Raw genomic sequence first — 24,549 nt, 5'->3', positions numbered from 1 at the left:
TGTGCACGTCAGGCTTTGGGATGCGCCCGGTTGTAGACCTCCATCAACCGCGCAGTGTCCACTGCCGTATAGGCCTGCGTCGTCGACAAGGAGGCGTGGCCAAGAAGCTCTTGGATGGCACGCAGGTCGCCTCCGGCTGACAGCAGGTGGGTGGCAAAGCTGTGCCGCATCGCGTGGGGTGTTGCGGTTGAGGGCAACCCCAATTGCATACGCGCCTTGGCCATAACCCCTTGGATTGCACGTGGGTTCAATGGCCCGCCACGGACACCTCGAAATAGGGCTTTGTCCTGTGCTTGTGGATGGGGGCATAACTTCAGGTATCTGTCGACCGCTTCGCGAGCGGCAGGAAGAACCGGTACGACCCGTTCTTTGTCGCCTTTCCCGACGATGCGCAGCGTGGCGGGCAAAGGCACGTCCGCTCCGGTCAGGGACAGCGCCTCGGATATGCGCAGGCCGCATCCGTACAGCAGCGTCACAACCGCGACGTCGCGCGCCGCGACCCAGTCGGATGTGGATTGCAGTTCCACCGTATCGATCATGGCGCGGGCTGCATCTTCGGCCAGTGGCCGGGGCAGTTTCTTGGTGAATTTCGGCGCGCGGGTGGACAGAACGGCGGTGGGCTCGAACCCCTCACGCTCTGCCAGCCAACGGTAGAAGCTTTTGACCGCCGACAGTTTGCGCGCCAAAGACCGCGCGCTGACGTCCGCGCCGCGCTGATCCGCCATCCAGGCGCGCATATCCGACACTGTGATCCGTTCCAGCGCCTTCAGGCCATGCCGTTCGGCGTGATGCAGGGTCATGAACGTCAGAAACTCGACGACGTCGCCACGATAGGCGTTTAGCGTATTCTCGGATCGTCCGGCCAGTGCGCTCAGGCCGTCCAGCCAATGCTGAAGCGCGTCGCGGCAGGCAGGCGAGATCAGGCTCACGACAACCAGTGGCGCATCGAGCGTTCGAACACGCCGGCAAAAAAGGCCAGAAGATCGGTGCCCAACTGCGGTGTGAAATGCCGCGGGTCGCGGGCGGCCATGACGATCATGCCAGGCAGGCGACCGGCCCCGAGGTCCAGCTTCAGGCAGGCCTCGGAACGAAGCTGATCGGCCTGTGACCCGAAAATACGCCGACTCGGCTGATGGATTTCCCGCAAGATCACATCCCGCGCAGGACCGCCGCGATCAATGGTCAGGTACCGGTCGATGAAACCGGGTTCCGCGATCGTCAGGACCCCGCCCAACGTGTCGATTGCGGGATCGTTCTGAACCACGGTTGTTTCCAGAACCAGCGTAACGCTGTCGACGCGCAGGATGTCCGCCACATCGGCGCCCAGCGCGCGCAGGAAATCTTCGAACTCGACAGGTTCCAGCAATCGCAGAATGGCGCGGTGGACCTGATTGGTGCCCGCGAGGTTTTCATAGGCCGCAGCGATGACGGAACGGTGGGTGTCTTCCAGCCGATCCAGCCGGGCCTCGAGCCGTTGCATCGCAATGCCGCGCAGGTCAATCACGTTGTCGCCGCGCGCTTGCTCGTTGGCAGCGACAAGCGCCTGCATCAGGTCTTTGTCGTCCAGTACGACATCCGGCTCGGCCAGAATCGCCGCGCGGAGGTTATCCTCGAGTTTGGGGGTGCTGCTCATGTCCCGTCCGGTCTTTTTTTGTTGTCGCGGCTTATAACATGCCGGACCGGATTTGCCTTGGAAAAAATGCACGCAAGGGTGGATTTCCTTGCATGCTGTGGCAAGGGGCTCCCGCCCGCCATGCCTGATCACAGATCAGGCATTTGGCCGTTGGGCCGGGCGCGGCGCCTTTCGGCACCGCGCGGTCGGGTCTGGGATCAGAGGATATTCTGACCGGTTTTGGCCCAGTCCGCGAGGAAGGTTTCCAGACCTTTGTCCGTCAACGGATGGTCGGCCAGTTTCTTGATCACGGAAGGCGGTGCGGTGATCACATCGGCCCCGATGCGGGCGCTGTCGGTCACGTGGTTGACGGTACGGATCGATGCGGCAAGGATTTCGGTCTCGAACCCGTAGTTGTCATAGACCTGACGAATGTCTGCGATCAGATCCATGCCGTCGAGGTTGATATCGTCAAGCCGTCCGATGAAAGGCGAGATGAATGTCGCGCCGGCTTTTGCAGCCAGAATCGCCTGATTGGTCGAGAAGCAGAGCGTCACGTTGACCATCTGGCCTTCGTCGCTGAGCGTCTTGCAGGTTTTCAAGCCGGCCCATGTCAGCGGCACTTTGACGGCGATATTCGGCGCGATCTTGGCCAGTTTGCGGCCTTCGGCGATCATGTCGTCAGCTTCGGTGGCGACAACCTCGGCCGATACCGGGCCATCGACCAGATCACATATCTCTTTGGTCACTTCCAGAATGTCGCGACCTGATTTCAGGATCAGCGAAGGGTTGGTGGTTACGCCGTCCACCATGCCCAGATCGTTCAGTTCGGCAATGGCGTCGATCTCGGCGGTGTCTACGAAGAATTTCATGAGGGCAGTCCTTTGATGGGTTGGCCTTGGTCGCGGATGGCTTTACCTCAAAGAGACCCCTGCTGGAACCCCCTGCGAAGGATATGCCGTGAGCGCTAACGGATTTTTCGACCAAGGAGAGCTGGTTGCGGTGCTTACAACGCAGCCGCTGGACCGGACGCTGGATTACAAGGCGCCCGAAGGTGGGTGCGTTCTGGGCGCTTTTGTCGAGGTTCCTTTGGGCCCGCGCAAGGTGCTGGGAGTGGTTTGGGGGCCGGGGCAGGGCGGCTTTGACCTGAGCAAGGCGCGCTCGGTGATCCGGGTTCTTGACGTTGCACCGATGCGTGAAGAGATGCGGGTGTTTCTGGAAAAGGTCGCCGATTACACTCTGACACCCATGCCCGCGATGCTGCGTCTGGCCACGCGGGCACCGGGCTTGGGTGATCCGCCCTCGATGCGCAAGGTCTATCGGTTGGGTGAAGGTCAACCAGACCGAATGACAGATGCCCGGGCCCGGGTTCTGGGGGTATTGTGCGACTATGGCGGGCTGGCTTTTACCTTGAAGGAACTCGCCGAGCAGGCGGGTGTAACGTCATCCGTTGTCAAAGGGTTGGTCCAACAAGGCGCCGTGCGCGAAGAAGACAGCCCGCGCGACTTGCCTTATCCTCATCTTGATCCGGACCTTCCCGGGAAAGACCTGACAGCGGATCAGGCAGCGGCGGTCGAACGGCTTCAGGCCGGGCAGCGGACCGGCGATTACGGCACCACGCTGCTGAAAGGCGTTACCGGTTCCGGTAAGACCGAGGTCTATTTGGAGGCTGTGGCCGAGGCGTTGCGCATGGGGCGGCAGGCCTTGGTCCTGCTGCCCGAGATTGCCCTGACCGCAGAGTTTCTGACCCGGGTCGAGGCGCGGTTCGGTGCGCGCCCGGCGGAATGGCATTCCGGCGCAACCATGACGGAACGGCGGCGGGTCTGGCGGATGGTTGGGCAGGGCAATGCGCAACTGGTCGTGGGCGCCCGGTCGGCGCTGTTTCTGCCATTTCGCGATCTGGGGCTTGTTGTGGTCGATGAAGAACACGACACGTCCTACAAACAGGAAGACGGCGTGCACTACAGCGCTCGCGACATGGCGGTTCTGCGCTCGGCGATCTGTGGCGCGCGGGTGATTCTGGCCAGTGCGACACCTTCGCTGGAAAGTTGGGCCAATGCCGAGGCGGGCAAGTACGAAAGGCTTGACCTGACCTCGCGCTTCGGAGCGGCGGTATTGCCCGAGATGAAGCCCATCGACATGCGGGTCGAGCAGATGCCGCCCGGAACGTGGGTTTCTCCGTCTTTGCGGCAAGCGGTACAGCAGCGGATCGAAAAAGGTGAACAATCGCTGTTGTTCATCAACCGCCGTGGCTATGCGCCGGTCACGTTGTGCCGGGCCTGTGGCGAGCAGATCGCCTGTGATCAGTGCGACGCACGCATGGTCGAGCACCGGTTTCTCAAGCGATTGATGTGCCACCAATGCGGCGAAACCAAGCCGATGCCCGAAGCCTGCCCCTCCTGCGGCGTAGAGGGCAAGCTGGCCCCGGTCGGGCCGGGGATCGAACGGCTGGCGGAAGAAGCCGAGGCGACTTTCCCCGAGGCGAAAATCGCGATGCTGAGTTCCGATCTTTTTGGTTCAGCCCGGGCATTGAAAGCCAAGATAGAAGAGATCGCCGCCGGGGATGCCGACATCATCATCGGTACGCAGTTGGTGGCCAAAGGGCACAACTTTCCCAAGCTTACATTGGTCGGTGTGATTGACGCTGATCTTTCCCTGCACGGTGCGGATCTGCGCGCGGCCGAGCGTACGTTTCAATTGATGCGCCAAGTGGCTGGGCGCGCGGGACGGGCGGACAAGCCGGGGCAGGCGCTTTTGCAGACCTTTCAACCGGAACACCCGGTGATCCGTGCCATCCTGTCGGGTGATGAGGAAGGGTTCTGGAAAGCCGAGGCAGCGGGTCGACAGGCGGCAGGCGTGCCGCCCTATGGTCGCATGGCCGGGATCGTGTTGTCGGGCCCTGAGGTCGGGCCGGTCTTCGATATCGGCAATGCAATGGCCCGCAACGATGCGCCCCTGCGCGCCATCGGTGCTCAGGTCTTTGGCCCCGCGCCGGCACCCATAGCGCGTATACGCGGCCGCCACAGAGTGCGCTTGTTGGTGAAAGCCCCCAAAGGGGCGCCGATTCAAGATGCCATTGCCCGCTGGATCGCCCCGTTGCGCCTGAAGGGCGATATCCGCCTGACCGTCGATATCGACCCACAAAGTTTTTATTGACCTCTGCATCCGTGCAGGGTGAATGTGCGCAGACCGCTTCCCTCTCGCCAAAGCGGTGAAATGGGCGTAGAGGACTCTCATGCTGAAACCCATGCCCCTTACCGAGGCGCAGAGCCTGCCGTTCTGGCGCCGCCCCACCACGCTGTTGTTCATGATGGCGCTGACCATGCCCATTGCGTTCAACGCATGGAGCGCGCTGCTGAACAACTTTGTTATTGAGGTGGCGAATTTTGATGGCGCGGATATCGGTCTGCTGCATACAGTGCGCGAGATTCCGGGGTTTCTGGCGGTTGGCGTGATTGCCGTCATCATTTTCATTCGCGAGCAGGTGCTGGCGATGATCTCTCTGATGATGCTTGGCGTCGCAACGGCGGTGACCGCGTGGTTCCCCAGCCTGGGCGGGTTGCTGTTTGTGACCTTGTTCAGCTCGATCGGGTTCCATTACTACGAGACCGTGAACCAGTCGCTTCAATTGCAGTGGCTGCCCAAGGATCGTGCTCCGCAGGTGCTGGGATGGCTGGTTGCGATGGGATCGGCGGCGACCATGGTGGTGTATGGGCTGATCGTACTGACCTGGGATCGCTTTGATCTGTCCTACAACTTTGTATTTATGGCGTCGGGTGGAGTTACGGCTGCGTTGGCACTGTTCTGTCTGTTCGCCTATCCGCAATTCGATGCGCCCACGCCGCAGACCAAGAAGCTGATCCTGCGTCGCCGGTATTGGTTGTATTATGCATTGCAGTTCATGGCAGGCGCGCGGCGGCAGATATTTGTCGTCTTTGCCGGGTTCATGATGGTCGAGAAATTCGGCTTTGAAGTGCATGAGCTCACCAGCCTTTATCTGATCAATCTGATGATCAACATGATGGCCGCCCCATTGCTGGGAAGGGCAGTGGCAAAGTTCGGAGAGCGGCGCACGCTGATATTCGAATATACCGGCCTGGCCATCGTGTTCGCAGCCTATGGCGGCATCTATTGGTTCGGCTGGGGCGTTCTGCTTGCGGCAATCCTTTATGTGATCGACCACGTGCTGTTTGCGCTGGCATTGGCGTTGAAAACCTATTTCCAGAAAATCGCCGACCCTGCTGATATCGCGCCGACCGCTGCGGTGGCCTTTACTATAAATCATATTGCGGCGGTGTTTTTGCCCGCTTTGCTTGGCCTGCTTTGGGTCGTGTCGCCAGGCGCTGTGTTTGGCCTGGCCGCGGCGATGGCGATCGTTTCGCTGCTGTTGTCCCTGTTGATCCCGCGTCACCCCGAGCCCGGCAACGAGACCATCCTGACCAAATACGCTCCGGCCCCTGCGGAATAGGTCTCGGCGCTTGACCTTGACGGCGCGGCGTCCTAGGCGCGGTGTCAATCGAGACAGGAGGCCCCAATGCCCACATTCACCGCACTGACGACGCTGACAGGTAAGAAGGCCGCCGAAGGTCTGGGCGAGGCGATGGAACGTCTGGAGCCAGAGCCAACCGGCGTTGGTGTGTTCGAAGTCGAAGACGGATCCGGCCTGTGGGAGGTCGGCGGATATTTCACCGAAGCCCCCGACGAGACCGCGCTGGCGGTTCTGGCAGCGGCGTTCGAGGCCAAACCGTTTGTTGTTTCAGAGCTGCCGGAAACCGACTGGGTTGCGCATGTCCGGCGCGAGCTTGCGCCCGTCGAGGCGGGCCGTTTCTTTGTCTATGGAAGCCATGATGCCGACAAGCTGCCCGAGGGCCGCATTCCATTGCTGATCGAGGCCGCAATGGCCTTTGGCACCGGCCACCATGGTACGACGTTGGGGTGCCTCAAGGCCTTTGACAGATTGCTGGACGAGGGGTTCACCGCGACGAAAGTGGCGGATATCGGCTGCGGCACCGCCGTTCTGGCCATGGCCGCAGCCCGGATTTGGGACGGCGACATTATTGCCAGCGACATTGATGAAGTGGCTATTGACGTGGCCGAAGCCAACCTCAAGGCGAACGGGATGTCCGGTGCCGTACGGTGCGTGGAAGCCGCGGGTTTCGACCATCCCGATCTCAGGGCGCACGCGCCCTATGACTTGATCTTTGCCAATATTCTCAAAGGTCCTCTGGTCGCCCTCTCGCCGGAAATCGCGGCGAATCTGCGTCCCGGAGGGTATGCAATCCTGTCGGGGATCCTCAACGAACAGGCCGATGATGTGGTGTCCGTTTATTCTCAAAATGAATTCAATCTTACCCATAGGGATGAGATTGGTGAATGGACGACCCTAATCTTAATGAAACAGGGCGCAAACTAGGCCATTTGCAGGAGTTTTGTGGAATTTTGCCACGTTTTTGTCGTAATCTCTTTTTACCGTTTTCTGACTGAAGTCGAGGGGGGCGGTTTTTGGAGGCTGCCATGACGGGTAAACAACTGGAGTTCACTCAGCGCGTTAATCGCCTGAACAAAAAACATCAAAAGATGAGCCGTGGCTATCGCGCGACGATGCGCAAGGATGGCCTGGTCGTCATGAAGCCGCAGCGGGTAAGCTCGGCAGTGCCGGCCAGGGTGCTGTTGCTTACGCTTCTGAGTGTTGTGGCGTTCAAGGCGTTTCTTCTGTCCAGCCTTGGCCCGACCGGATACCAATATCGGATCGACAGTTTGAACGAAGGCACATCGGTCGAAAAAGCAGGTGCTTGGGTGATGCAGATCGACCCGGTGTCGCAGGCGATTGCCGTGCAACTCAACAAGATTTTATACTGAATCTCAGTTCTGAGTCAGTTTTCGAAAAAAAACACCGCGTGCCCAGGGCGCGCGGTGTTTCTGTTTGCCCCTCTAGGGAGGAGGAAGGGGCGTATGCGAGTGGTGGTCGGTATTACCGGCGACCTTGGGCGATGGCGTCGATGTCGCCACGGCACAGGCCGATATCTTCCAGTTCACGATCGCTTAGACCGGTCAGCGCGTTGCGGGTAACGCGGGCGTCATTCCATTCGACGGCGGCGTTCACGGCCGATACGAAAAATGCGCCGATACGGCCAACGAGGCCGAACGAGCCAGTGGAGGCGAAGCGGGTGGTGTCCAGTGCAGCCATATCCTGTTTCCTTCTGGTTGGTGTTCACTTTGCAGTCTTGCGATCTGCCCGGCATCTAGTGCCGCCAAATCGCCCGCACAAGTTCAGTTTTTGCATGTGTCCTATGCGTTTCATGCAATGCTTGAAAAGGCTGTAATCCCCTTAAATAATTGGTGAAAACGCGTTCACAAAAGTGTCGAATTCGGACTTTTTGAAGTCGCAAATGGCGTGTTGAGTCGCCTATAGGACAAGTGTGTCGTTTTCAGGCCTTGGGTCAATTCGCTTGGAAAATGTTCACGCTTCGTGCTAGGCGTTGAAAAAAGATCACAGAACCCGAGCAGGCCGAGGCAAAACATGCGAATTCTGGGCATTGATCCGGGGCTTAGAACCCTGGGGTGGGGCGTCATCGAATCAAATGGCAGCCGCCTGAGCCACGTGGCCAACGGTTTGTGCAAGTCGGATGGGGATGATCTGGGTGAGCGGCTGTTGTCTCTCCACAACCAGATTGTCGAAGTCATCGCCGATCACCAACCGGACCAGGCGGCCATCGAACAGACCTTTGTGAACAAGGATGGTGCCGGCACGCTCAAACTGGGTCAGGCGCGAGGCGTGGCGTTGCTGACGCTGGCACAGGCCGGATTGCCGGTGGGGGAATACGCCCCGAACCGGGTCAAGAAAACGGTCGTGGGTGTCGGGCACGCGGAAAAGGAGCAGGTGCTGCACATGGTCAAACTGCAATTGCCCGGATGTCAGCCCAAGGGCGCGGATGCAGCAGATGCTCTGGCGATTGCGATTTGCCATGCCTATTACGGCAAGACCCAACAGGCGCGTGTGAAAGAGGTACGGGCATGATCGGAAAACTCACCGGAAGGCTGGACTATCGCGCAGCAGATCACGTGCTGATCGATGTGCGGGGTGTGGGATACATCGTCTATTGCTCTGACCGGACCATGGCGGCACTGCCGGGCGTGGGCGAGGCGGTTTCGATCTACACGGACATGGTCGTGCGCGAAGACCTGATGCAGCTTTATGGCTTTCTTTCGCTGGTCGAGAAGGAATGGCACCGGCTTTTGTGCTCGGTTCAGGGGGTCGGAGCGAAAGTCTCTCTGGCGATCCTCAGCGCGCTGGGGCCGGACGGTGTCAGCCGCGCAATCGCACTGGGAGATTGGGCGGCGGTCAAGGCGGCGAAAGGTGTGGGGCCGAAAACGGCGCAGCGGATCGTCCTGGACCTCAAGGACAAGGCGCCGGGCGTGATGGCCATGGGTGGCACGGTGATTGATGCGATGGATGGCCCTTCGATCGAAGTTGTAGAGCCTGTCGAGGCAGCACCTGCTCCGAAGCGGACGCCAAAACCAGCCTCTGGGGTCGCTGCGGCATCAGCGGGTGCGCTGTCTGCCTTGTCCAATCTGGGTTATGGGCCGTCGGATGCAGCAGCCGCGGTTGCCGAGGCGGCCGCCAACAACCCGGATGCAGACGAAGCGGGTTTGATCCGTGCCGCCCTGCAATTGCTGGCTCCGAAAGGCTGAATGAATGGTAGACGCTGATCCCACCGTGCGCCCCGATCCATTGCCCGAGGACAACGACCGTGCATTGCGCCCGCAGGGCTTGGATGAGTTCATCGGTCAGGCCGAGGCACGCGCCAATCTGCGCATCTTCATCCAATCCGCCCGCCAGCGGGGCGAGGCGATGGATCACACGTTGTTCCATGGCCCTCCGGGGTTGGGCAAGACGACGCTGGCGCAGATCATGGCGCGTGAACTGGGGGTGAATTTTCGCATGACGTCCGGGCCGGTTCTGGCGAAAGCGGGTGATCTGGCTGCGATCCTGACCAATCTCGAAGCGCGTGATGTCTTGTTCATCGACGAAATCCACCGCCTGAACCCGGCGGTGGAAGAGGTGCTTTATCCCGCGATGGAGGATTTCGAGCTTGATCTGGTGATCGGCGAGGGGCCCGCCGCGCGAACGGTTCGGATCGAGTTGCAACCCTTCACGCTTGTTGGGGCCACGACGCGCATGGGTTTGCTGACCACACCTTTGCGCGACCGGTTTGGTATTCCGACCCGGTTGCAGTTCTACACCGTGGACGAATTGCATGAGATCGTCACCCGAAATGCGCGGAAACTCGGCGCTCCGGCGGATGATGAGGGCGCGCGCGAGATTGCGCGCAGGTCGCGCGGAACACCGCGCATCGCCGGACGTCTGCTGCGGCGGGTGGTGGATTTCGCCATTGTCGAAGGAGATGGGCGGATCACCCGCGAACTGGCTGACGGAGCCTTGACGCGGCTGGGTGTGGACCATTTGGGGCTGGATGGTGCGGACCGCCGGTATCTGAAACTGATCGCCGAGAATTACGGTGGTGGTCCTGTCGGGATCGAAACGATGTCAGCCGCCCTGTCTGAAAGCCGGGACTCGCTGGAAGAAGTGATCGAGCCCTTTCTGTTGCAGCAGGGGTTGATCCAGCGAACACCGCGTGGGCGGATGTTGGCGCAAAAGGCCTGGACGCATCTGGGCATGGCTGCACCCAAACCGCAGAGCGATCTGTTCGGTTGAAGCTTGCGCTTGGAGATTTTATGCCTTCGGCGAGAGTATTTTCGAAAAGATGAAGGCCTGATCGTGACACCGGAAGAGATTGAGGCGCTGTTCACGCGCGAAAGCGGTGAGTTTCTGTTTGCCCGCTGGGGACGACCCATCGTGCCGATTGTGTTTGGTGTTGAAGATGAAACGCTGTCCACTGTGAAGGGCGCCTTCGAGGCGGTTGTCACCTTGGCCGGTCACAAAATGGCCGAAACCGACCCCGAACTTGGTGCCAACTTCATGGTCTTCTTCTTCCGGGATTGGCAAGAGCTGCTGGACGTGCCGGATCTTGATCGTCTGATCCCCGATCTGGCACCATTGGTCGGGCGCTTGGTTGAAGCGGATGCAAACCAGTATCGCATTTTCCGGTTCGAGGAAGATGGCGCGATCCGTGCGGCTTTTGTTTTTCTGCGCATGGACAAGCAGTTGTCTAAGGTACCGGCGGAAACGCTGGCGCTGAGCCAGGTGGTGCAGACCATCCTGCTTTGGTCCGATACTGCGTTTCGGACGCAATCTCCGCTGGCCGTGGCGGGCGAAACGACGATCCTGCGCCCCGATATTGCTGCGTTGATTCGGGCTGCTTACGATCCGGTTTTGCCGGGTTCGGCGCAGGATGCGTCTCATGCGCTCAGGTTGTTTGCCCGGTTGGAGCCGCTGCAATGAAGCATACCTATCCGGTTCGCGTATATTATGAAGACACCGACATGGGCGGCGTTGTCTATCACGCGAACTATCTGCGGTATATCGAACGTGCGCGTTCGGATTGGGTGCGCAATCTGGGCAATGACCAAAACGCGATGCGGGAAGAGGGCATTGTTTGGGTCGTGCGGCGGGTCGAGGCCGATTACCTTTCGCCTGCCAGGTTCGATGACGAACTGATCGTCGAAACCGAAGTCACGGAAATCTCGGGTGTGCGGCTGACCATGGCGCAGCTGGTCCGGCGCGGCGAGACCGAGATTTTTCGCGCCTCGGTCACTGCGGTGTGTATCAACAAGGACGGCAGGCCGATCCGGCTTCCGGCAGAGATTCGCGCATTGATGTAACAATTTGCGGGTCAGGGGTGGTTATGTTGGCATTTCAGCCCCAACTGCGTTAGCGTTTGGCAAAACAAGGCCAAACAAACGGCCGTCAGGCAAAAACAAAGAGCAGGTTCATGGAAGCTGAAACGCTGGCGCTGGCGCAGGAGATCGATTTCTCCATGTGGGGGCTGTATGCCCGCGCGACCTTTATCGTCAAATTGGTGATGTTGATGCTGATCGGTGCATCCATCTGGTCCTGGGGCATCATCATTCAGAAGCTGATCAATTATCGCGCGGCTCGTCGCGAGGCGCAGGCATTTGACGAGAGCTTCTGGTCCGGCAACCCTTTGGACGAGCTGTTCGAGCAGATCGGAACCCAGCCGGATGGCAGTTCTGAAAAGATTTTTGCTGCCGGAATGATCGAATGGCGCAGGTCGCACCGAAATGATGGCGGATTGATTGCCGGAGCGACCGCGCGGATAGACAGGTCCATGGATGTGGCCATAGCGAAAGAGGCCGAGACCTTGCAGAAAGGTCTGCCCATCCTGGCCACGGTTGGATCGACTGCGCCGTTCATCGGCCTGTTTGGTACCGTCTGGGGCATCATGAATGCCTTTATCGAAATCGCCGAACAACAGAATACCAATCTGGCGGTCGTGGCCCCGGGTATTGCCGAGGCACTATTGGCAACGGGGCTGGGCCTTCTGGCCGCGATCCCGGCGGTTATTTTCTACAACAAGCTCAGTGCAGACTGTGACCGCATCGTGGGCGGCTATGAGGCCTTTGCCGACGAGTTCGCGACCATCCTGTCGCGTCAGTTGGACAGCTGACAATGGGCGCGGCGGTTCAGCAATCCTCGGGTGGAAACGGGCGCAGACGCGGTCGGCGTCGCGGACGCGCGCAACCCATGGCCGAGATCAACGTGACCCCGTTTGTGGATGTCATGCTGGTTTTGCTGATCATCTTCATGGTGGCCGCGCCATTGCTGACCGTCGGTGTTCCGGTAGATCTGCCCAAGACCGCCGCCAGTGCTTTGCCCGGTGACAATGAAGAACCTTTGACCGTGACCCTGACGGCAGATGGACGTGTGCAGATCCAGACAACAGACGTGTTGCGCGAGGAACTGATCGGCAAGCTGCGGGCCATCGCCGCAGAGCGGAGCAGTGACCGGGTTTTCCTGCGCGCCGATGGCGCGATTCCTTACGCGCAGGTCATGCAGGTCATGGGCGCGCTGAACGCGGGCGGGTTTTCCAACGTTGGGCTTGTGACCGATACGGGCGGGCCGACGCTGGACGAAGGTGGAGAGTGAGGGCGCACGGTGGATACCGGCACCAAGATTTCGGCGATTGCGCATGTCAGCCTGATCGGAGTGGCGCTTTTCGGCGGTACCTTCCGGTCCGAGCCTTTGCCGATGGCCGTACAGGATGTGTCCGTGATCACCGCTGAACAATTCGCGGCCATGACGGCCCAGCGGGATGCGCCTGAGATCCCAGAGGTGCCGGTGGCATTGCAACAACCGCCCGAACCACAGGCTGATAGCACGCCGCCAGAACCTGTGGTCGAGGAACAGTCTCGCCCTGAACCCGTCGTGCCTGCCGAACCCGAACCCGAGCCTGCTCCTGTTATCGTCGAAGCACCGCCGGAACCGGACGTGCCGGATGAGCTGCCGGTACTGACAGAGCCCGAGGTCGAACCTGTCGCACAGCCGGTGCCTCCGGGACCCGAGGCGCAGCCGCGCCCGTCCGATCGTGTTGCCCCCGAGGCCATAGCGCCGCCACCGCCCGAGGCAAAACCCGATGATTTCGAAACGCCGCCGGTGTCTTTGGACGAAGGAGCCGAGGTTCAGCAGGAACAACAGGATCAGACCGCGCCGGAAGAAGCGGCCCCCGAGATCGTGACCGAGGCAGAGGAAACCAAAGAGCAGTCTCCGCTTACGTCACCGCGACCGCGGGTGCGTCCGAACCGCCCAAGCCCACCGCCCGAACCCGTTGTGGCAGAGACGCCCGAGGCGGCACCTGAACCTGACGCGCAAGCCGACGAGGCCGCGATCAATGACGCTCTGGCCGAAGCCTTGGGCAGTGGAACCCAGCCATCCGGCCCACCGCTGACCAGCGGCGAGAAGGACGCGATGCGATTGGCCGTGTCCAAGTGCTGGAATGTGGGCTCTTTGTCTACGGATGCACTGAGTACTGTGGTCGTTGTGGCTTTTTCGCTAAACCGTGATGGTACGGTTGTGGATGGCAGCATTCGGATGCTGGACAGTTCTGGCGGGTCTGCTGGCGCGGCCAATCAGGCCTATCAAGCCGCCCGGCGCGCGATTTTGCGCTGCGGGGCCAGAGGATATGACTTGCCTGCTGACAAATACGCTCATTGGCAGGATGTTGAGATTACATTCAATCCCGAGAGGATGCGGATCAAATGATGAAACTTCTGACCAGCCTCTTTGTCGGCCTGACGCTGATGTCTACGCCGGTTCTTGCACAGAACGGTCCCCTGCGATTGGAGTTGGACCAGGGCATTATCGAACCCTTGCCCTTTGCGGTGCCGAACTTTGTCCCCGATGGCCCGTCAGCGGCGCAATATGCACAGGACATCTCGCGCGTGGTGGCGGCTGATCTGACAGGAACCGGGTTGTTCCGCGAGATATCATCAGATGCCTTCATCAGTCGGGTCAGCAGCTTTGAGGCTCCGGTTCAGTTCGCCGATTGGAAAGCGATCAATGCTGATGCGCTGATCACGGGTGCAGTCAATGTTTCGGGCAAGAACCTCACGGTTCGATTCCGGGTCTGGGATGTGTTTTCGGGTCAGGAATTGGGCAATGGGCTGCAATTGGCAGGCACCACCGAGGGCTGGCGGCGTATGGCCCACAAAGTGGCCGATCAGGTGTACAGCCGGATTACAGGCGAGGGCGGATACTTTGACAGCCGCGTGGCCTTTGTTTCGGAAAGTGGACCGAAAAACCAACGCCTGAAACGTCTGGCGATCATGGATTATGATGGCGCGAACGTGCAGTACATGACCGACAGTGCCGCAATCGTTCTGGCGCCGCGCTTTTCACCCAATGGCGATCGGTTGCTGTACACCAGCTATGAAAGCGGAAGCCCGCGCATCTATGTTCTGGATGTGGGCCGCGTCAAACGGCAGGAACTGAAGACGCAGGACGGAACCATGAGCTTTTCGCCCCGCTTTTCGCCGGATGGCCGGTCGATCGTGTATTCCTTGATTCAGGGCGGAAACACGGACCTGTGGAAAATGGATCTAGCGTCGGGGCAAAGCACTCGTCTGACCAACACGCCGGCGATAGAAACAGCCCCCAGCTATTCGCCGGATGGCAGCCGGATCGTGTTTGAAAGCGACCGTTCGGGTACACCGCAGCTTTACGTGATGCCCGCGAATGGCGGAGAGGCCACGCGGATCAGCTTTGGCTCGGGTCGTTATGGCACGCCGGTATGGTCGCCGCGCGGCGATCTGATTGCCTTTACCAAGCAAAACCAGGGCCGCTTCCACATCGGGGTGATGCGCACGGACGGATCAGAGGAACGCTTGTTGACCGCCTCGTTTCTGGATGAAGGCCCAACCTGGTCGCCCAATGGCCGCGTCATCATGTTCACCCGTGAAACGCAGGGTGCCAGCGGCCGGGCCTCGCTGTATTCGGTGGACATCTCGGGCCGCAACTTGCGCCCGGTGCGAACACCGGATGGCGGCAGTGATCCGTCATGGGGCCCACTACAGAATTGATCGCAGCAAAGTTCACAACGAATCGTCCCTGTGGTAGACAGGCGGCAACAATCAAAACACGAGGCACTTGAAATGAATGTATTGAGCAAAGTCCTGGCGTTGGGCGCGCTGAGTGTGATCGCCGCCTGTACGAACAATGACCCATCCGCCTTGGGCGGCAGCGGTGCCGGCGGCACAGGCGCAATCGTACCGGGCTCGCCCAGTGACCCGCGTTCGCCTGCGTATTTCCAGCAGACCGTCGGGGATCGTGTTCTGTTCGCCGTGGACCAGTCCACCCTGACACCACAGGCGCAGACCGTTTTGCAAGGGCAAGCGGACTGGCTTCTGGCCAATCCGGATTTTGTTGCCACGATCGAAGGGCACGCGGACGAGCAGGGTACGCGCGAGTATAACCTTGCGCTGGGTGCGCGTCGCGCAAATGCCGCTCGTGAGTATCTGATTTCGCGTGGTGTTGCTGGCAACCGTCTCAAAACCGTCAGCTACGGCAAGGAGCGCCCAATCGAGATTTGCAGCGTTGAGGAATGCTATTCCAAGAACCGCCGCGCAGTGACTGTGCTGACCGGATCAACACTGGGGTAAGACAATGCGTATGGCAGGATGGGTATTGGCGGCGGTCATGGCGACAGCCGGTGTTGCACAGGCACAGGATCAGCAAACCCTGGCCGACATACGTCAGGAGCTGACGGTGCTGCATGTGGAAATTCAGCGTCTGAAGCGCGAGTTTTCCACCACAGGATCGCCAGCTCCAAACTTGTCCGGCAGTTCGGTCCTCGAACGGGTTGATGCCATTGAAGCGGAACTGCAACGCCTGACCCGACAGACCGAGCAGCTGAACCAGCGTGTGCAGAACATTGTCTCGGACGGCACCAATCGCATCGGAGATCTGGAGTTCCGCCTGTGCGAGCTTGAGGCAAACTGCGAGATTTCAGGCGAACCGACCAGCACACTGGGCGGAGAGGGCACAGATGTAGGTACGGCCGTCATCACGCCTGCCACGCCATCCCAAACCGATCAGGGTGAACTGGCCGTGGGCGAGCGGGCGGATTTCGACGCGGCATCGCAAGCACTGGCCGATGGGGATTACCAGACTGCGGCTGATTTGTTTGCGCAGTTTGATACGAACTATCCCGGCAGCCCTTTGGCGCCCGAAGCGAATCTGAAACGGGGTCATGCGCTTGAAGGCCTTGGCGACACCCGCGAAGCGGCACGGGCGTTCTTGGCAAGCTTTACCGGAGATTCCGAAGGAGCATTTGCCCCCGAGGCCCTGTTCGAGCTGGGCGCGGCGCTGGGGCGTCTGGGGCAGACCGATCAGGCCTGCATCACGCTCAATGAAGTTGGCGTGCGCTTTCCATCCGCACCGGCGTTTGCGGATGCGACGCAAGAGATGTCTGCGCTGGGGTGTTCTTGAACCGTCACAGCGAAAACCTGCTTGCAGAGCTTCGCGCCCGGCTTCCCCAAAGGATTCCGCCTAAACTGGGCGTGGCGGTCTCGGGCGGTGGGGATTCCGTCGCGTTGATGCATCTATTGCATCAAGTCGCCCAAAACGAAGAGATTGCCCTTTTTGTGGCCACGGTCGATCACGGCTTGCGCCCCGACGCAGCGCAGGAGGCCGTGACAGTGTCGCGCCAGGCCGCTGCTTTGGGGCTGCCGCATGACATTTTGCATTGGGCGGGTTGGGACGGATCGGGCAATGTTCAGGACGAGGCGCGCAAGGCGCGTTACAGCCTGCTTGCCGATTGGGCGCAACAGCGCGGAATCGACGCCATCGTGTTGGGGCATACGGCGGATGATCAGGCGGAAACGTTGCTGATGCGACTGGGTCGTTCATCAGGTGTCACGGGACTGTCCGGCATGTCGGCAAACCGGCAACGGGAAGGTGTGACATTGCTGCGGCCAATGCTGGGGATCACACGCAAGGATCTGAGAACCTACCTGACCGGTATCGGCGCAACATGGGTCGAAGACCCGTCGAATCAGGACCCTCGTTTCGACCGGATCAAGGCACGAGAGGCCATGTCCGGCCTCGCACCACTGGGAATTGACGCGCTTTCATTGTCGCGAGTGGCCGAAAATCTGGCGCAGGCCCATGCAGCCCTGGGTGTGTTTGCGCAGGAATCCGCACGGAATGTCGCCCAGGTCGAACAAAGCGACGTGAAGGTGGACAGGGCCGGTTTCGCCGCATTGCCCAAGGAAATCCGACGCCGCGTGTTGCTTGGATGCCTTGGCTGGATCGCAGGGCAGGGATATCCCCCGCGTCAGGCGGCGGTCGAGCAGGCCATGAAGGCCATAACCGACGGGCGGGCAGGGTCGCTCAGCGGTTGCCTGTTGGTCCCGGACGGGATGAGTGTTTGGATTTGCAGGGAATTCAAGGCCGTGGAGGCTCGGGTTTCAGCACCTGACGAAGTTTGGGATGGCAAATGGGTCTTGACCGGTCCCGAAATTTCCGGTGCCGAGATCCGCGCTCTGGGTGAAGACGGGCTGCGACAGGTGCCCGAGTGGCGCGAAACAGGCCGGCCCAGGTTGGCCTTGAGCGCGACGCCCGCGGTCTGGAAGGGGGGCGCGGTGCTGGCCGCTCCGCTTGCGGGATTCGCGAATGGATGGCGCGCGGACACGACGCCGGAATGGCCCGAGTTCCACGCATCTTTTTTATCGCATTGAACATACCACAATCCTCTCTATTTTAAGAGGTAACTTGGCAGCTCCTCACCTGCCGGAACTTTTGGGAGAATTTCCTTGGGCAACGCTCGCAATATCGCGTTTTGGGTCGTTCTGTTCCTGCTGATCCTTGCACTGTTCAATCTGTTCAGTGGACCGGGCGGAACGCTTCAGAGCAATGAAAGAACTTATTCCGATTTCGTCGGCGCCGTGCAAAGCGGTGAAGTCAAGAACGTAACGCTGGACGGCGAACAGATCCGCTATACGACCGAAAGCGGTGCGACTTACGTCACGATCAAACCCGGCGACGCCGAGGTCACCAAGCTGTTGATCGATGAGAACATCCCGGTTCAGGCGGTCAAGCAACAGCAATCGGGCTTCCAGTCTTTCCTGATCACGCTCTTGCCGTTCCTGCTGTTGATCGGTGTCTGGGTCTATTTCATGAACCGGATGCAGGGCGGCGGCAAAGGCGGTGCTATGGGCTTTGGCAAGTCGAAGGCCAAGATGCTGACCGAAAAGCATGGCCGCGTCACATTTGACGACGTGGCGGGCATCGACGAGGCCAAGGAAGAACTGGAAGAGATCGTTGAATTCCTGCGAAATCCACAGAAGTTCAGCCGCCTTGGCGGCAAGATCCCGAAAGGCGCGCTGCTGGTCGGTCCTCCGGGTACTGGTAAAACATTGCTGGCCCGCGCCATCGCGGGTGAGGCAGGCGTTCCGTTCTTCACCATTTCGGGGTCCGACTTCGTCGAGATGTTCGTCGGCGTCGGTGCATCCCGTGTCCGCGACATGTTTGAACAGGCCAAGAAGAACGCGCCTTGCATCGTGTTCATCGACGAGATCGACGCCGTGGGCCGCCATCGTGGCGCCGGTTACGGCGGTGGTAACGACGAACGCGAACAGACCCTCAACCAGTTGCTGGTTGAGATGGACGGGTTTGAGGCCAACGAAGGCGTGATCATTCTGGCGGCCACCAACCGCAAAGATGTTCTGGATCCCGCGCTGCTGCGTCCGGGCCGTTTTGACCGCAACGTGACCGTTGGTAACCCCGACATCAAAGGCCGTGAGAAAATTCTGGGCGTGCACGCGCGCAAGACGCCTCTGGGCCCCGATGTCGATCTGCGCATCATTGCACGCGGCACGCCGGGCTTCTCGGGGGCTGATCTGGCAAACCTCGTGAACGAAGCTGCGCTGATGGCCGCCCGCGTGGGTCGCCGCTTTGTCACTATGGAAGATTTTGAGAACGCCAAGGATAAGGTGATGATGGGGGCTGAGCGCCGCTCGATGGTGCTGACCCAGGACCAGAAGGAAAAAACCGCCTATCACGAGGCGGGCCATGCCGTTGTCGGCCTGACCCTGCCGTTGTGCGATCCTGTCTACAAAGCCACGATCATTCCGCGCGGTGGTGCGCTGGGTATGGTGGTTTCGCTGCCTGAAATGGATCGCCTGAACTACCACCGTGATGAGTGTGAGCAAAAGCTGGCCATGACCATGGCCGGCAAAGCCGCTGAGGTTATCAAATACGGTGAAGACCATGTTTCGAACGGCCCGGCCGGGGACATCATGCAGGCCAGCCAGTTGGCGCGTGCCATGGTGATGCGCTGGGGCATGTCGGACAAGGTCGGTAACATCGACTATGCCGAGGCGCACGAAGGCTATCAGGGCAACACCGCAGGGTTCTCGGTGTCGGCCCATACGAAAGAGCTGATCGAAGAAGAGGTGAAACGCCTTATCCAGCAGGGTTATGAGCGCGCGCACCAGATTCTGACCGAACAGCGCGAAGAATGGGAACGCCTAGCGCAGGGCCTGCTTGAATACGAAACCCTGACGGGTGATGAGATCAAGCGTGTCATGAATGGTGAATCACCCAGCGAGGATGATGATGAAGGCGACAAGCCGGATGAAGGCAGCGCGCCCAGTGTCACGGCCATTCCCAAGACAAAGGCCAAGAAATCTCCGCCCGATGGCGGGATGGAGCCTGAACCCACCGCATAGTCAAAAAAGACCCGGCGCATAGTCCGGGTCTTTTTTCTTTTCATCGGTGTTTTGCCGGGCAATATGCACGCAAGAAAAAGAGCGAAAAGGGAAGGCTATGCCATTTTTGCGTGAAACCGAGTTTGCCGCCGAAGCAGTCTGGCTTGGCCATGTCCCTGCGGGAACCTCCTTGCGGGCCAAGGCTGTTGACACGCTGGATCTGGGTTTTGACGGCGTGAAGGGTGAGCGCCACGAAGGCCTCAATCGGGCGTCCTGTGTCAGGGTCTCGAACCTTTACCCGAAAGGCACTGAAATTCGCAACGTGCGTCAGCTTTCAATTTTGTCCGAGGAGGAGTTGCAGCAAATTGCGCAGGACATAGGGTTGGATCAGCTTGATCCGTCCTATCTTGGGGCTTCCATTGTGCTGCGCGGAATCCCGGATTTCTCACATATCCCCCCGTCTTCACGTCTTCAGGCAACGAGGGGGGCGACAATAACGGTGGACATGGAAAACGCCCCTTGTGTTCTGCCGGGGCGCGAGATCGAAGCGGATCAACCGGGGCATGGCGCAACTTTCAAACCTGCGGCGGCCGGGCGTCGGGGCATCACCGGATGGGTCGAACGTCCGGGGCGCATTCAACTGGGGGACCGGCTGAAACTGTTTGTTCCTGATCAACCTGCCTGGGCTTGTGAAAACGGGCTTGTTTCCGATTAGAAACCCCTGAAACGAACTTACGACGCTTCGCGACGCCAGAATGTCGGAATCCATGGCTATCGGGATTGTACACAAGGGTATGGAATGCACAGCGCCGACGCCCCGCGTCGGTTTTGCACGGTATTCAATCAAGGACCCCGGCCAATGAGCTACAAATCCGATATCGAAATCGCCCGCGAAGCGAACAAAAAGCCGATTCAGGAAATCGGTGCCAAGATCGGCATCGACTCTGCGGATCTGCTGCCTTACGGCCATGACAAGGCGAAGGTCAGCCAGAACTTCATCAACTCGGTTCAGGACCGCGAAGACGGCAAGCTGATCCTGGTGACTGCAATCAACCCGACCCCGGCAGGTGAGGGCAAGACCACGACCACAGTGGGTCTGGGTGACGGCCTCAACCGCATCGGCAAAAACGCGATGATCTGTATCCGCGAAGCCTCGCTTGGCCCGAACTTCGGCATGAAGGGCGGCGCCGCGGGTGGCGGTTATGCGCAGGTCGTTCCGATGGAAGAGATGAACCTGCACTTCACCGGTGACTTCCACGCCATCACTTCGGCCCACTCGCTGCTGTCGGCGATGATCGACAACCACATCTATTGGGGCAACGAGCAGGAAATCGACACCCGCCGCGTCGCATGGCGCCGTGTGGTCGACATGAACGACCGTGCCCTGCGTCAGATCACCGCCAGCCTGGGTGGTGTATCGAACGGCTTCCCGCGTGAAGCAGGTTTTGACATCACCGTGGCGTCCGAGGTTATGGCGATCCTCTGTCTGGCAAACGACCTGAAGGACCTGGAAAAGCGTCTGGGCGACATCATCGTTGCTTATCGCCGCGACAAGACACCGGTCTACTGCCGTGACATCAAGGCCGAAGGCGCAATGACAGTTCTGCTGAAGGACGCGATGCAGCCGAACCTGGTGCAAACGCTGGAAAACAACCCGGCCTTCGTCCACGGCGGCCCGTTCGCGAACATCGCGCATGGCTGTAACTCGGTCATCGCGACCAAGACCGCTCTGAAAGTCGCTGACTATGTCGTGACCGAAGCCGGTTTCGGTGCGGATCTGGGTGCCGAGAAGTTCATGAACATCAAATGCCGCAAGGCGGGCATTGCCCCGTCGGCGGTTGTTCTGGTTGCGACCGTGCGCGCGATGAAGATGAACGGCGGCGTTGCCAAAGCCGATCTGGGTGCGGAAAACGTTGAGGCCGTCAAATCAGGCTGTGCCAACCTGGGCCGTCACATCGAGAACGTGAAGTCGTTTGGCGTGCCGGTTGTCGTCGCCATCAACCACTTTGTCACCGATACCGATGCCGAAGTTCAGGCCGTGAAAGACTATTGCGGCGAGCACGGCGTCGAGGCGGTTCTGTCGCGTCACTGGGAGCTGGGTTCCGAAGGGTCTGCGCCTTTGGCCGAGAAAGTCGTCGAAATCGTCGAAGGTGGCACCGCGAACTTCGCACCGATCTACCCCGACGATATGCCTCTGTTCGAGAAGATCGAAACCATCGCCAAGCGCATCTACCGCGCTGACGAGGTTCTGGCTGACAACAAGATCCGCAACCAGCTGCGTGAATGGGAAGAAGCCGGATATGGCAACCTGCCGGTCTGCATGGCCAAGACGCAGTATTCCTTCTCGACCGACCCATCGCTGCGCGGTGCACCCACGGGCCATTCGGTTCCGGTGCGCGAGGTACGCCTGAGCGCGGGCGCGGGCTTCATCGTGGTCGTCTGCGGTGAGATCATGACCATGCCGGGCCTGCCGCGCAAACCGGCTGCCGAAACCATCTGCCTCAATGACGCAGGTGAGATCGAGGGCTTGTTCTAAGCCGCCGAATAGGACATCTCGTGGTCCGGGGATTCATTCCCGGGCCATGAGGAGATGACGATGCCCACTCTGACACCGCCTCAGAACTGCAACACGATGCAGGAGCTGCGGGCTGAGATCGACAAGCTGGATCGCCAACTGATCGAAATGTTGGTGACGCGCGCGACGTATATTGACCGCGCATCGCAGCTGAAGCCGGGCGAGGGCCTTCCGGCCCGTATCCCGGAACGCGTCGAAGAGGTGGTGCAACGCGTGCGTGCAAGCTCGGACGCGCTGGGGATGGACCCGGATCTGGCCGAGAAGCTGTGGCGCATATTGATTGACTGGTCGATTGCACGCGAAGAGCGCGTGATTGGCACCGACTGACTGACCGGGCGTTCTGTGCGCCCGATCCGTTTTTTGAAAGAAGGGATCGAAGTATGGTAGCTCAGGTTATCGACGGTAAGGCCTTTGCCGCAAAAGTGCGCGGTCAAGTTGCCGATCAGGTCGCAAAGCTGAAAGAAGAAAGCGGCATCACCCCCGGCCTGGCCGTGGTTCTTGTGGGCGAAGACCCAGCCAGCCAGGTCTATGTCCGGTCGAAGGGCAAAATGACCGTTGAAGTCGGCATGAATTCATACGAGCACAAACTGGACGCCGCGACGTCGGAAGAAGATCTGTTGGCGCTGATCGACAAGCTGAACAACGACCCGGCCGTGCATGGCATTCTGGTCCAGTTGCCGCTGCCCAAACACCTGAACGAGGATCTGGTGATCAACTCGATCGACCCGGCCAAAGATGTGGATGGTTTCCACATTTCGAACGTGGGCCTGCTGGGCACCGGTCAGAAATCGATGGTGCCCTGCACCCCGCTGGGCTGCCTGATGATGCTGCGTGACCACCACGGCTCGCTTTCCGGCATGGACGCCGTTGTGATCGGTCGCTCGAACATTGTGGGCAAACCGATGGCGCAGCTGCTGCTGGGCGATAGCTGCACCGTGACCATCGCGCATTCGCGCACCAAGGATCTGCCGGATGTCGTGCGCCGTGCCGATATCGTCGTGGCTGCCGTGGGGCGTCCGGAGATGGTTCCGGGGGACTGGATCAAGGAAGGCGCGACCGTGATCGACGTAGGCATCAACCGCATCGAACGCGACGGAAAGAACAAGCTGGTCGGTGACGTGGACTATGCCAGCGCGTCCCAGCGTGCTGGCGCCATCACTCCGGTTCCGGGGGGGGTAGGTCCGATGACCATTGCATGCCTGTTGGCCAACACTTTGACTGCGTGCTGCCGCGCCAACGCTCTGCCGGAACCAGAAGGTTTGACGGCGTAAGGTAATCTGGTCGGGTCGATCATGTCGGCCCGGCACACTCCTCGGTTGTGCATGACCCCGCGGGACAATCATCGGACGCTCCAGTCAATTTGCCCTGAATGGGTTTGACAGCTTAGAAAATCGTGATATCCCTGTATTCCCAGTTGGTTACAGGTAAGGTGCTTCAGTGCTTGTCGTGCTAAGGTTGAATTTAATTAAGTCATGCGCAAAAGCGGTATGACGTCTGGGATTAACACTGTTCGGAATGCTTGTACCCCACAGCGAGTGACGGCGGGCCTTGTCTTTCTTCCATTGCTTGCTTACGCGTTTCCTCCGTTTCTGGTCGCGGATCTGAGCTTCGGTTTGCGTCTTCTTTTCTGGACCGGGGTGATGGTTCTTGCCCTGACAGTCACCGGGTTGGCGCGCAACTTGATGCAAAAAAACCCCGTTCTGTTGAATGTTCCCGTCCGTGATCTGGCATTCGCGGCACTGATCCTGGTTCTGTTCACGCCGTCCCTTTGGATGTTGGCATGGATCCTGTTCACCTGCGGAGGTCACATGGCACCAGGCGCCCAGACCGTCGCGGTATATGGGGTCCTGTTTGCAACGGGTTTGGTTCTTGTGCAACGCAATGATCTGAACCCATTGATGGCCTCGACACCTGAAACCGAGAGGCCGCGTCTGATCAGGCGTCTGCCGCCTGACTTCCATGGTCAAATCCATCGTTTGACGGTCAGGGATCACAATGTGGATATTGTCACTTCGGAAGGCACGTTCACGGTCCGCTCGCGCTTTACGGACGCAATTGCCGAGATGGAGCCGGTTCCCGGACACTGTTCGCACCGTTCACATTGGGTGGTGGACGCATCAATCGTTGGGGTTGAAAAATCGGGGGGCAAAACTTTTTTGCGCTTGATGAACGGCGATCTGGTTCCAGTAAGCCGCAAGTACAAACCGAAGTTGGAAGAAGACGGGTTGATCTGAAC

26 protein-coding genes are annotated in these 24,549 nt (G+C 59.7%); 22 read left to right on the top strand and 4 right to left on the bottom strand.

Translation table 11 applies throughout. From position 1 onward, the window contains the following. Positions 1 to 8: 8 nt before the first annotated feature. The 3 genes from ACR0E2_RS15895 to fsa all read right to left on the bottom strand — a co-directional run bounded on the left by ACR0E2_RS15895 (position 9) and on the right by fsa (position 2,484). Positions 9 to 929 (bottom strand): tyrosine recombinase XerC, encoded by a 921-nt coding sequence (locus ACR0E2_RS15895; RefSeq protein WP_480447072.1) that lies wholly within the window; start codon positions 927 to 929, stop codon positions 9 to 11. After that, positions 926 to 1,633 (bottom strand): DUF484 family protein, encoded by a 708-nt coding sequence (locus ACR0E2_RS15890; RefSeq protein WP_480447071.1) that lies wholly within the window; start codon positions 1,631 to 1,633, stop codon positions 926 to 928. The genes ACR0E2_RS15895 and ACR0E2_RS15890 overlap by 4 nt, the downstream gene beginning before the upstream one ends. Positions 1,634 to 1,830: 197 nt before the next feature. Next, entirely contained in the window at positions 1,831 to 2,484 is a 654-nt protein-coding gene (gene fsa, locus ACR0E2_RS15885; RefSeq protein ID WP_480447069.1) for a fructose-6-phosphate aldolase, read from the bottom strand. Positions 2,485 to 2,572: 88 nt separating this feature from the next. Here fsa and ACR0E2_RS15880 point away from each other — a divergent pair, with 88 nt between their 5' ends. The 4 genes from ACR0E2_RS15880 to ACR0E2_RS15865 all read left to right on the top strand — a co-directional run bounded on the left by ACR0E2_RS15880 (position 2,573) and on the right by ACR0E2_RS15865 (position 7,471). Beyond that, positions 2,573 to 4,768: a primosomal protein N' gene (locus ACR0E2_RS15880; protein WP_480447068.1), complete on the top strand. Its 2,196-nt coding sequence runs from the start codon at positions 2,573 to 2,575 to the stop codon at positions 4,766 to 4,768. A 79-nt stretch (positions 4,769 to 4,847) separates the two neighbouring features. Beyond that, a complete protein-coding gene (locus ACR0E2_RS15875; protein ID WP_480447067.1) occupies positions 4,848 to 6,080 on the top strand; it encodes an MFS transporter in 1,233 nt (410 codons plus the stop codon). 66 nt (positions 6,081 to 6,146) lie between these two features. Continuing rightward, complete coding sequence (locus ACR0E2_RS15870) at positions 6,147 to 7,025, top strand: 50S ribosomal protein L11 methyltransferase (protein WP_480447066.1); 879 nt, start codon at positions 6,147 to 6,149, stop codon at positions 7,023 to 7,025. Positions 7,026 to 7,114: 89 nt separating this feature from the next. Continuing rightward, a complete protein-coding gene (locus tag ACR0E2_RS15865; RefSeq protein WP_224857539.1) occupies positions 7,115 to 7,471 on the top strand; it encodes a hypothetical protein in 357 nt (118 codons plus the stop codon). Positions 7,472 to 7,583: 112 nt separating this feature from the next. Here the strand turns inward: ACR0E2_RS15865 and ACR0E2_RS15860 are convergent, their stop codons facing one another. Continuing rightward, entirely contained in the window at positions 7,584 to 7,799 is a 216-nt protein-coding gene (locus ACR0E2_RS15860; RefSeq protein WP_170344966.1) for a DUF1127 domain-containing protein, read from the bottom strand. Between the two features lie 333 nt (positions 7,800 to 8,132). Between ACR0E2_RS15860 and ruvC the strand changes: the two genes are divergently transcribed. The 18 genes from ruvC to ACR0E2_RS15770 all read left to right on the top strand — a co-directional run bounded on the left by ruvC (position 8,133) and on the right by ACR0E2_RS15770 (position 24,547). Then, entirely contained in the window at positions 8,133 to 8,630 is a 498-nt protein-coding gene (gene ruvC / locus ACR0E2_RS15855; RefSeq protein ID WP_171117483.1) for a crossover junction endodeoxyribonuclease RuvC, read from the top strand. Continuing rightward, positions 8,627 to 9,304 (top strand): Holliday junction branch migration protein RuvA, encoded by a 678-nt coding sequence (gene ruvA, locus ACR0E2_RS15850; RefSeq protein ID WP_480447065.1) that lies wholly within the window; start codon positions 8,627 to 8,629, stop codon positions 9,302 to 9,304. The genes ruvC and ruvA overlap by 4 nt, the downstream gene beginning before the upstream one ends. A 4-nt stretch (positions 9,305 to 9,308) precedes the next feature. Further along, entirely contained in the window at positions 9,309 to 10,328 is a 1,020-nt protein-coding gene (ruvB, locus tag ACR0E2_RS15845) for a Holliday junction branch migration DNA helicase RuvB (RefSeq protein ID WP_224857538.1), read from the top strand. 63 nt (positions 10,329 to 10,391) lie between these two features. Then, complete coding sequence (locus tag ACR0E2_RS15840) at positions 10,392 to 11,015, top strand: hypothetical protein (RefSeq protein ID WP_171229706.1); 624 nt, start codon at positions 10,392 to 10,394, stop codon at positions 11,013 to 11,015. Continuing rightward, complete coding sequence (ybgC, locus tag ACR0E2_RS15835; RefSeq protein ID WP_171205628.1) at positions 11,012 to 11,395, top strand: tol-pal system-associated acyl-CoA thioesterase; 384 nt, start codon at positions 11,012 to 11,014, stop codon at positions 11,393 to 11,395. Before ACR0E2_RS15840 ends, ybgC begins: the two co-directional genes overlap by 4 nt. Positions 11,396 to 11,505: 110 nt before the next feature. Then, positions 11,506 to 12,201: a protein TolQ gene (tolQ, locus tag ACR0E2_RS15830; RefSeq protein WP_152457225.1), complete on the top strand. Its 696-nt coding sequence runs from the start codon at positions 11,506 to 11,508 to the stop codon at positions 12,199 to 12,201. 2 nt (positions 12,202 to 12,203) lie between these two features. Then, entirely contained in the window at positions 12,204 to 12,680 is a 477-nt protein-coding gene (tolR, locus tag ACR0E2_RS15825) for a protein TolR (protein WP_152457226.1), read from the top strand. Positions 12,681 to 12,689: 9 nt separating this feature from the next. Continuing rightward, complete coding sequence (locus ACR0E2_RS15820) at positions 12,690 to 13,793, top strand: energy transducer TonB (RefSeq protein ID WP_171229584.1); 1,104 nt, start codon at positions 12,690 to 12,692, stop codon at positions 13,791 to 13,793. Next, entirely contained in the window at positions 13,790 to 15,109 is a 1,320-nt protein-coding gene (gene tolB, locus ACR0E2_RS15815) for a Tol-Pal system beta propeller repeat protein TolB (RefSeq protein ID WP_480447064.1), read from the top strand. The genes ACR0E2_RS15820 and tolB overlap by 4 nt, the downstream gene beginning before the upstream one ends. Before the next feature lie 72 nt (positions 15,110 to 15,181). Continuing rightward, positions 15,182 to 15,688: a peptidoglycan-associated lipoprotein Pal gene (gene pal / locus ACR0E2_RS15810; protein ID WP_152457229.1), complete on the top strand. Its 507-nt coding sequence runs from the start codon at positions 15,182 to 15,184 to the stop codon at positions 15,686 to 15,688. Between the two features lie 4 nt (positions 15,689 to 15,692). After that, positions 15,693 to 16,517, top strand: a complete 825-nt coding sequence (gene ybgF / locus ACR0E2_RS15805) for a tol-pal system protein YbgF (protein WP_480447063.1) — start codon at positions 15,693 to 15,695, stop codon at positions 16,515 to 16,517. Further along, complete coding sequence (tilS, locus tag ACR0E2_RS15800) at positions 16,508 to 17,767, top strand: tRNA lysidine(34) synthetase TilS (protein WP_480447062.1); 1,260 nt, start codon at positions 16,508 to 16,510, stop codon at positions 17,765 to 17,767. The genes ybgF and tilS overlap by 10 nt, the downstream gene beginning before the upstream one ends. A gap of 75 nt (positions 17,768 to 17,842) precedes the next feature. After that, positions 17,843 to 19,759, top strand: coding sequence for an ATP-dependent zinc metalloprotease FtsH (gene ftsH / locus ACR0E2_RS15795; RefSeq protein ID WP_171117497.1), 1,917 nt, complete (start codon positions 17,843 to 17,845; stop codon positions 19,757 to 19,759). Between the two features lie 97 nt (positions 19,760 to 19,856). Beyond that, entirely contained in the window at positions 19,857 to 20,453 is a 597-nt protein-coding gene (locus ACR0E2_RS15790; protein ID WP_480447061.1) for an MOSC domain-containing protein, read from the top strand. A 144-nt stretch (positions 20,454 to 20,597) separates the two neighbouring features. After that, on the top strand, positions 20,598 to 22,274 hold the full coding sequence (locus ACR0E2_RS15785) for a formate--tetrahydrofolate ligase (protein WP_171170859.1): 1,677 nt from the start codon (positions 20,598 to 20,600) through the stop codon (positions 22,272 to 22,274). Positions 22,275 to 22,334: 60 nt separating this feature from the next. Beyond that, the gene (locus tag ACR0E2_RS15780) at positions 22,335 to 22,640 is read left to right on the top strand and encodes a chorismate mutase (protein WP_171117503.1); all 306 of its coding nucleotides are present in this window, start codon (positions 22,335 to 22,337) and stop codon (positions 22,638 to 22,640) included. 53 nt (positions 22,641 to 22,693) lie between these two features. Beyond that, positions 22,694 to 23,584 carry a bifunctional methylenetetrahydrofolate dehydrogenase/methenyltetrahydrofolate cyclohydrolase FolD gene (gene folD / locus ACR0E2_RS15775; protein WP_171229589.1) on the top strand — a complete coding sequence of 297 codons (891 nt, stop codon included), beginning with the start codon at positions 22,694 to 22,696 and terminating at the stop codon, positions 23,582 to 23,584. Positions 23,585 to 23,800: 216 nt separating this feature from the next. Then, the gene (locus ACR0E2_RS15770; RefSeq protein WP_480447060.1) at positions 23,801 to 24,547 is read left to right on the top strand and encodes a LytTR family DNA-binding domain-containing protein; all 747 of its coding nucleotides are present in this window, start codon (positions 23,801 to 23,803) and stop codon (positions 24,545 to 24,547) included. Positions 24,548 to 24,549 lie beyond the last annotated feature (2 nt).

The sequence above is a fragment of the Ruegeria sp. A4 genome, from assembly GCF_056543025.1.
This window is presented reverse-complemented; position numbering and strand designations above follow the sequence as displayed.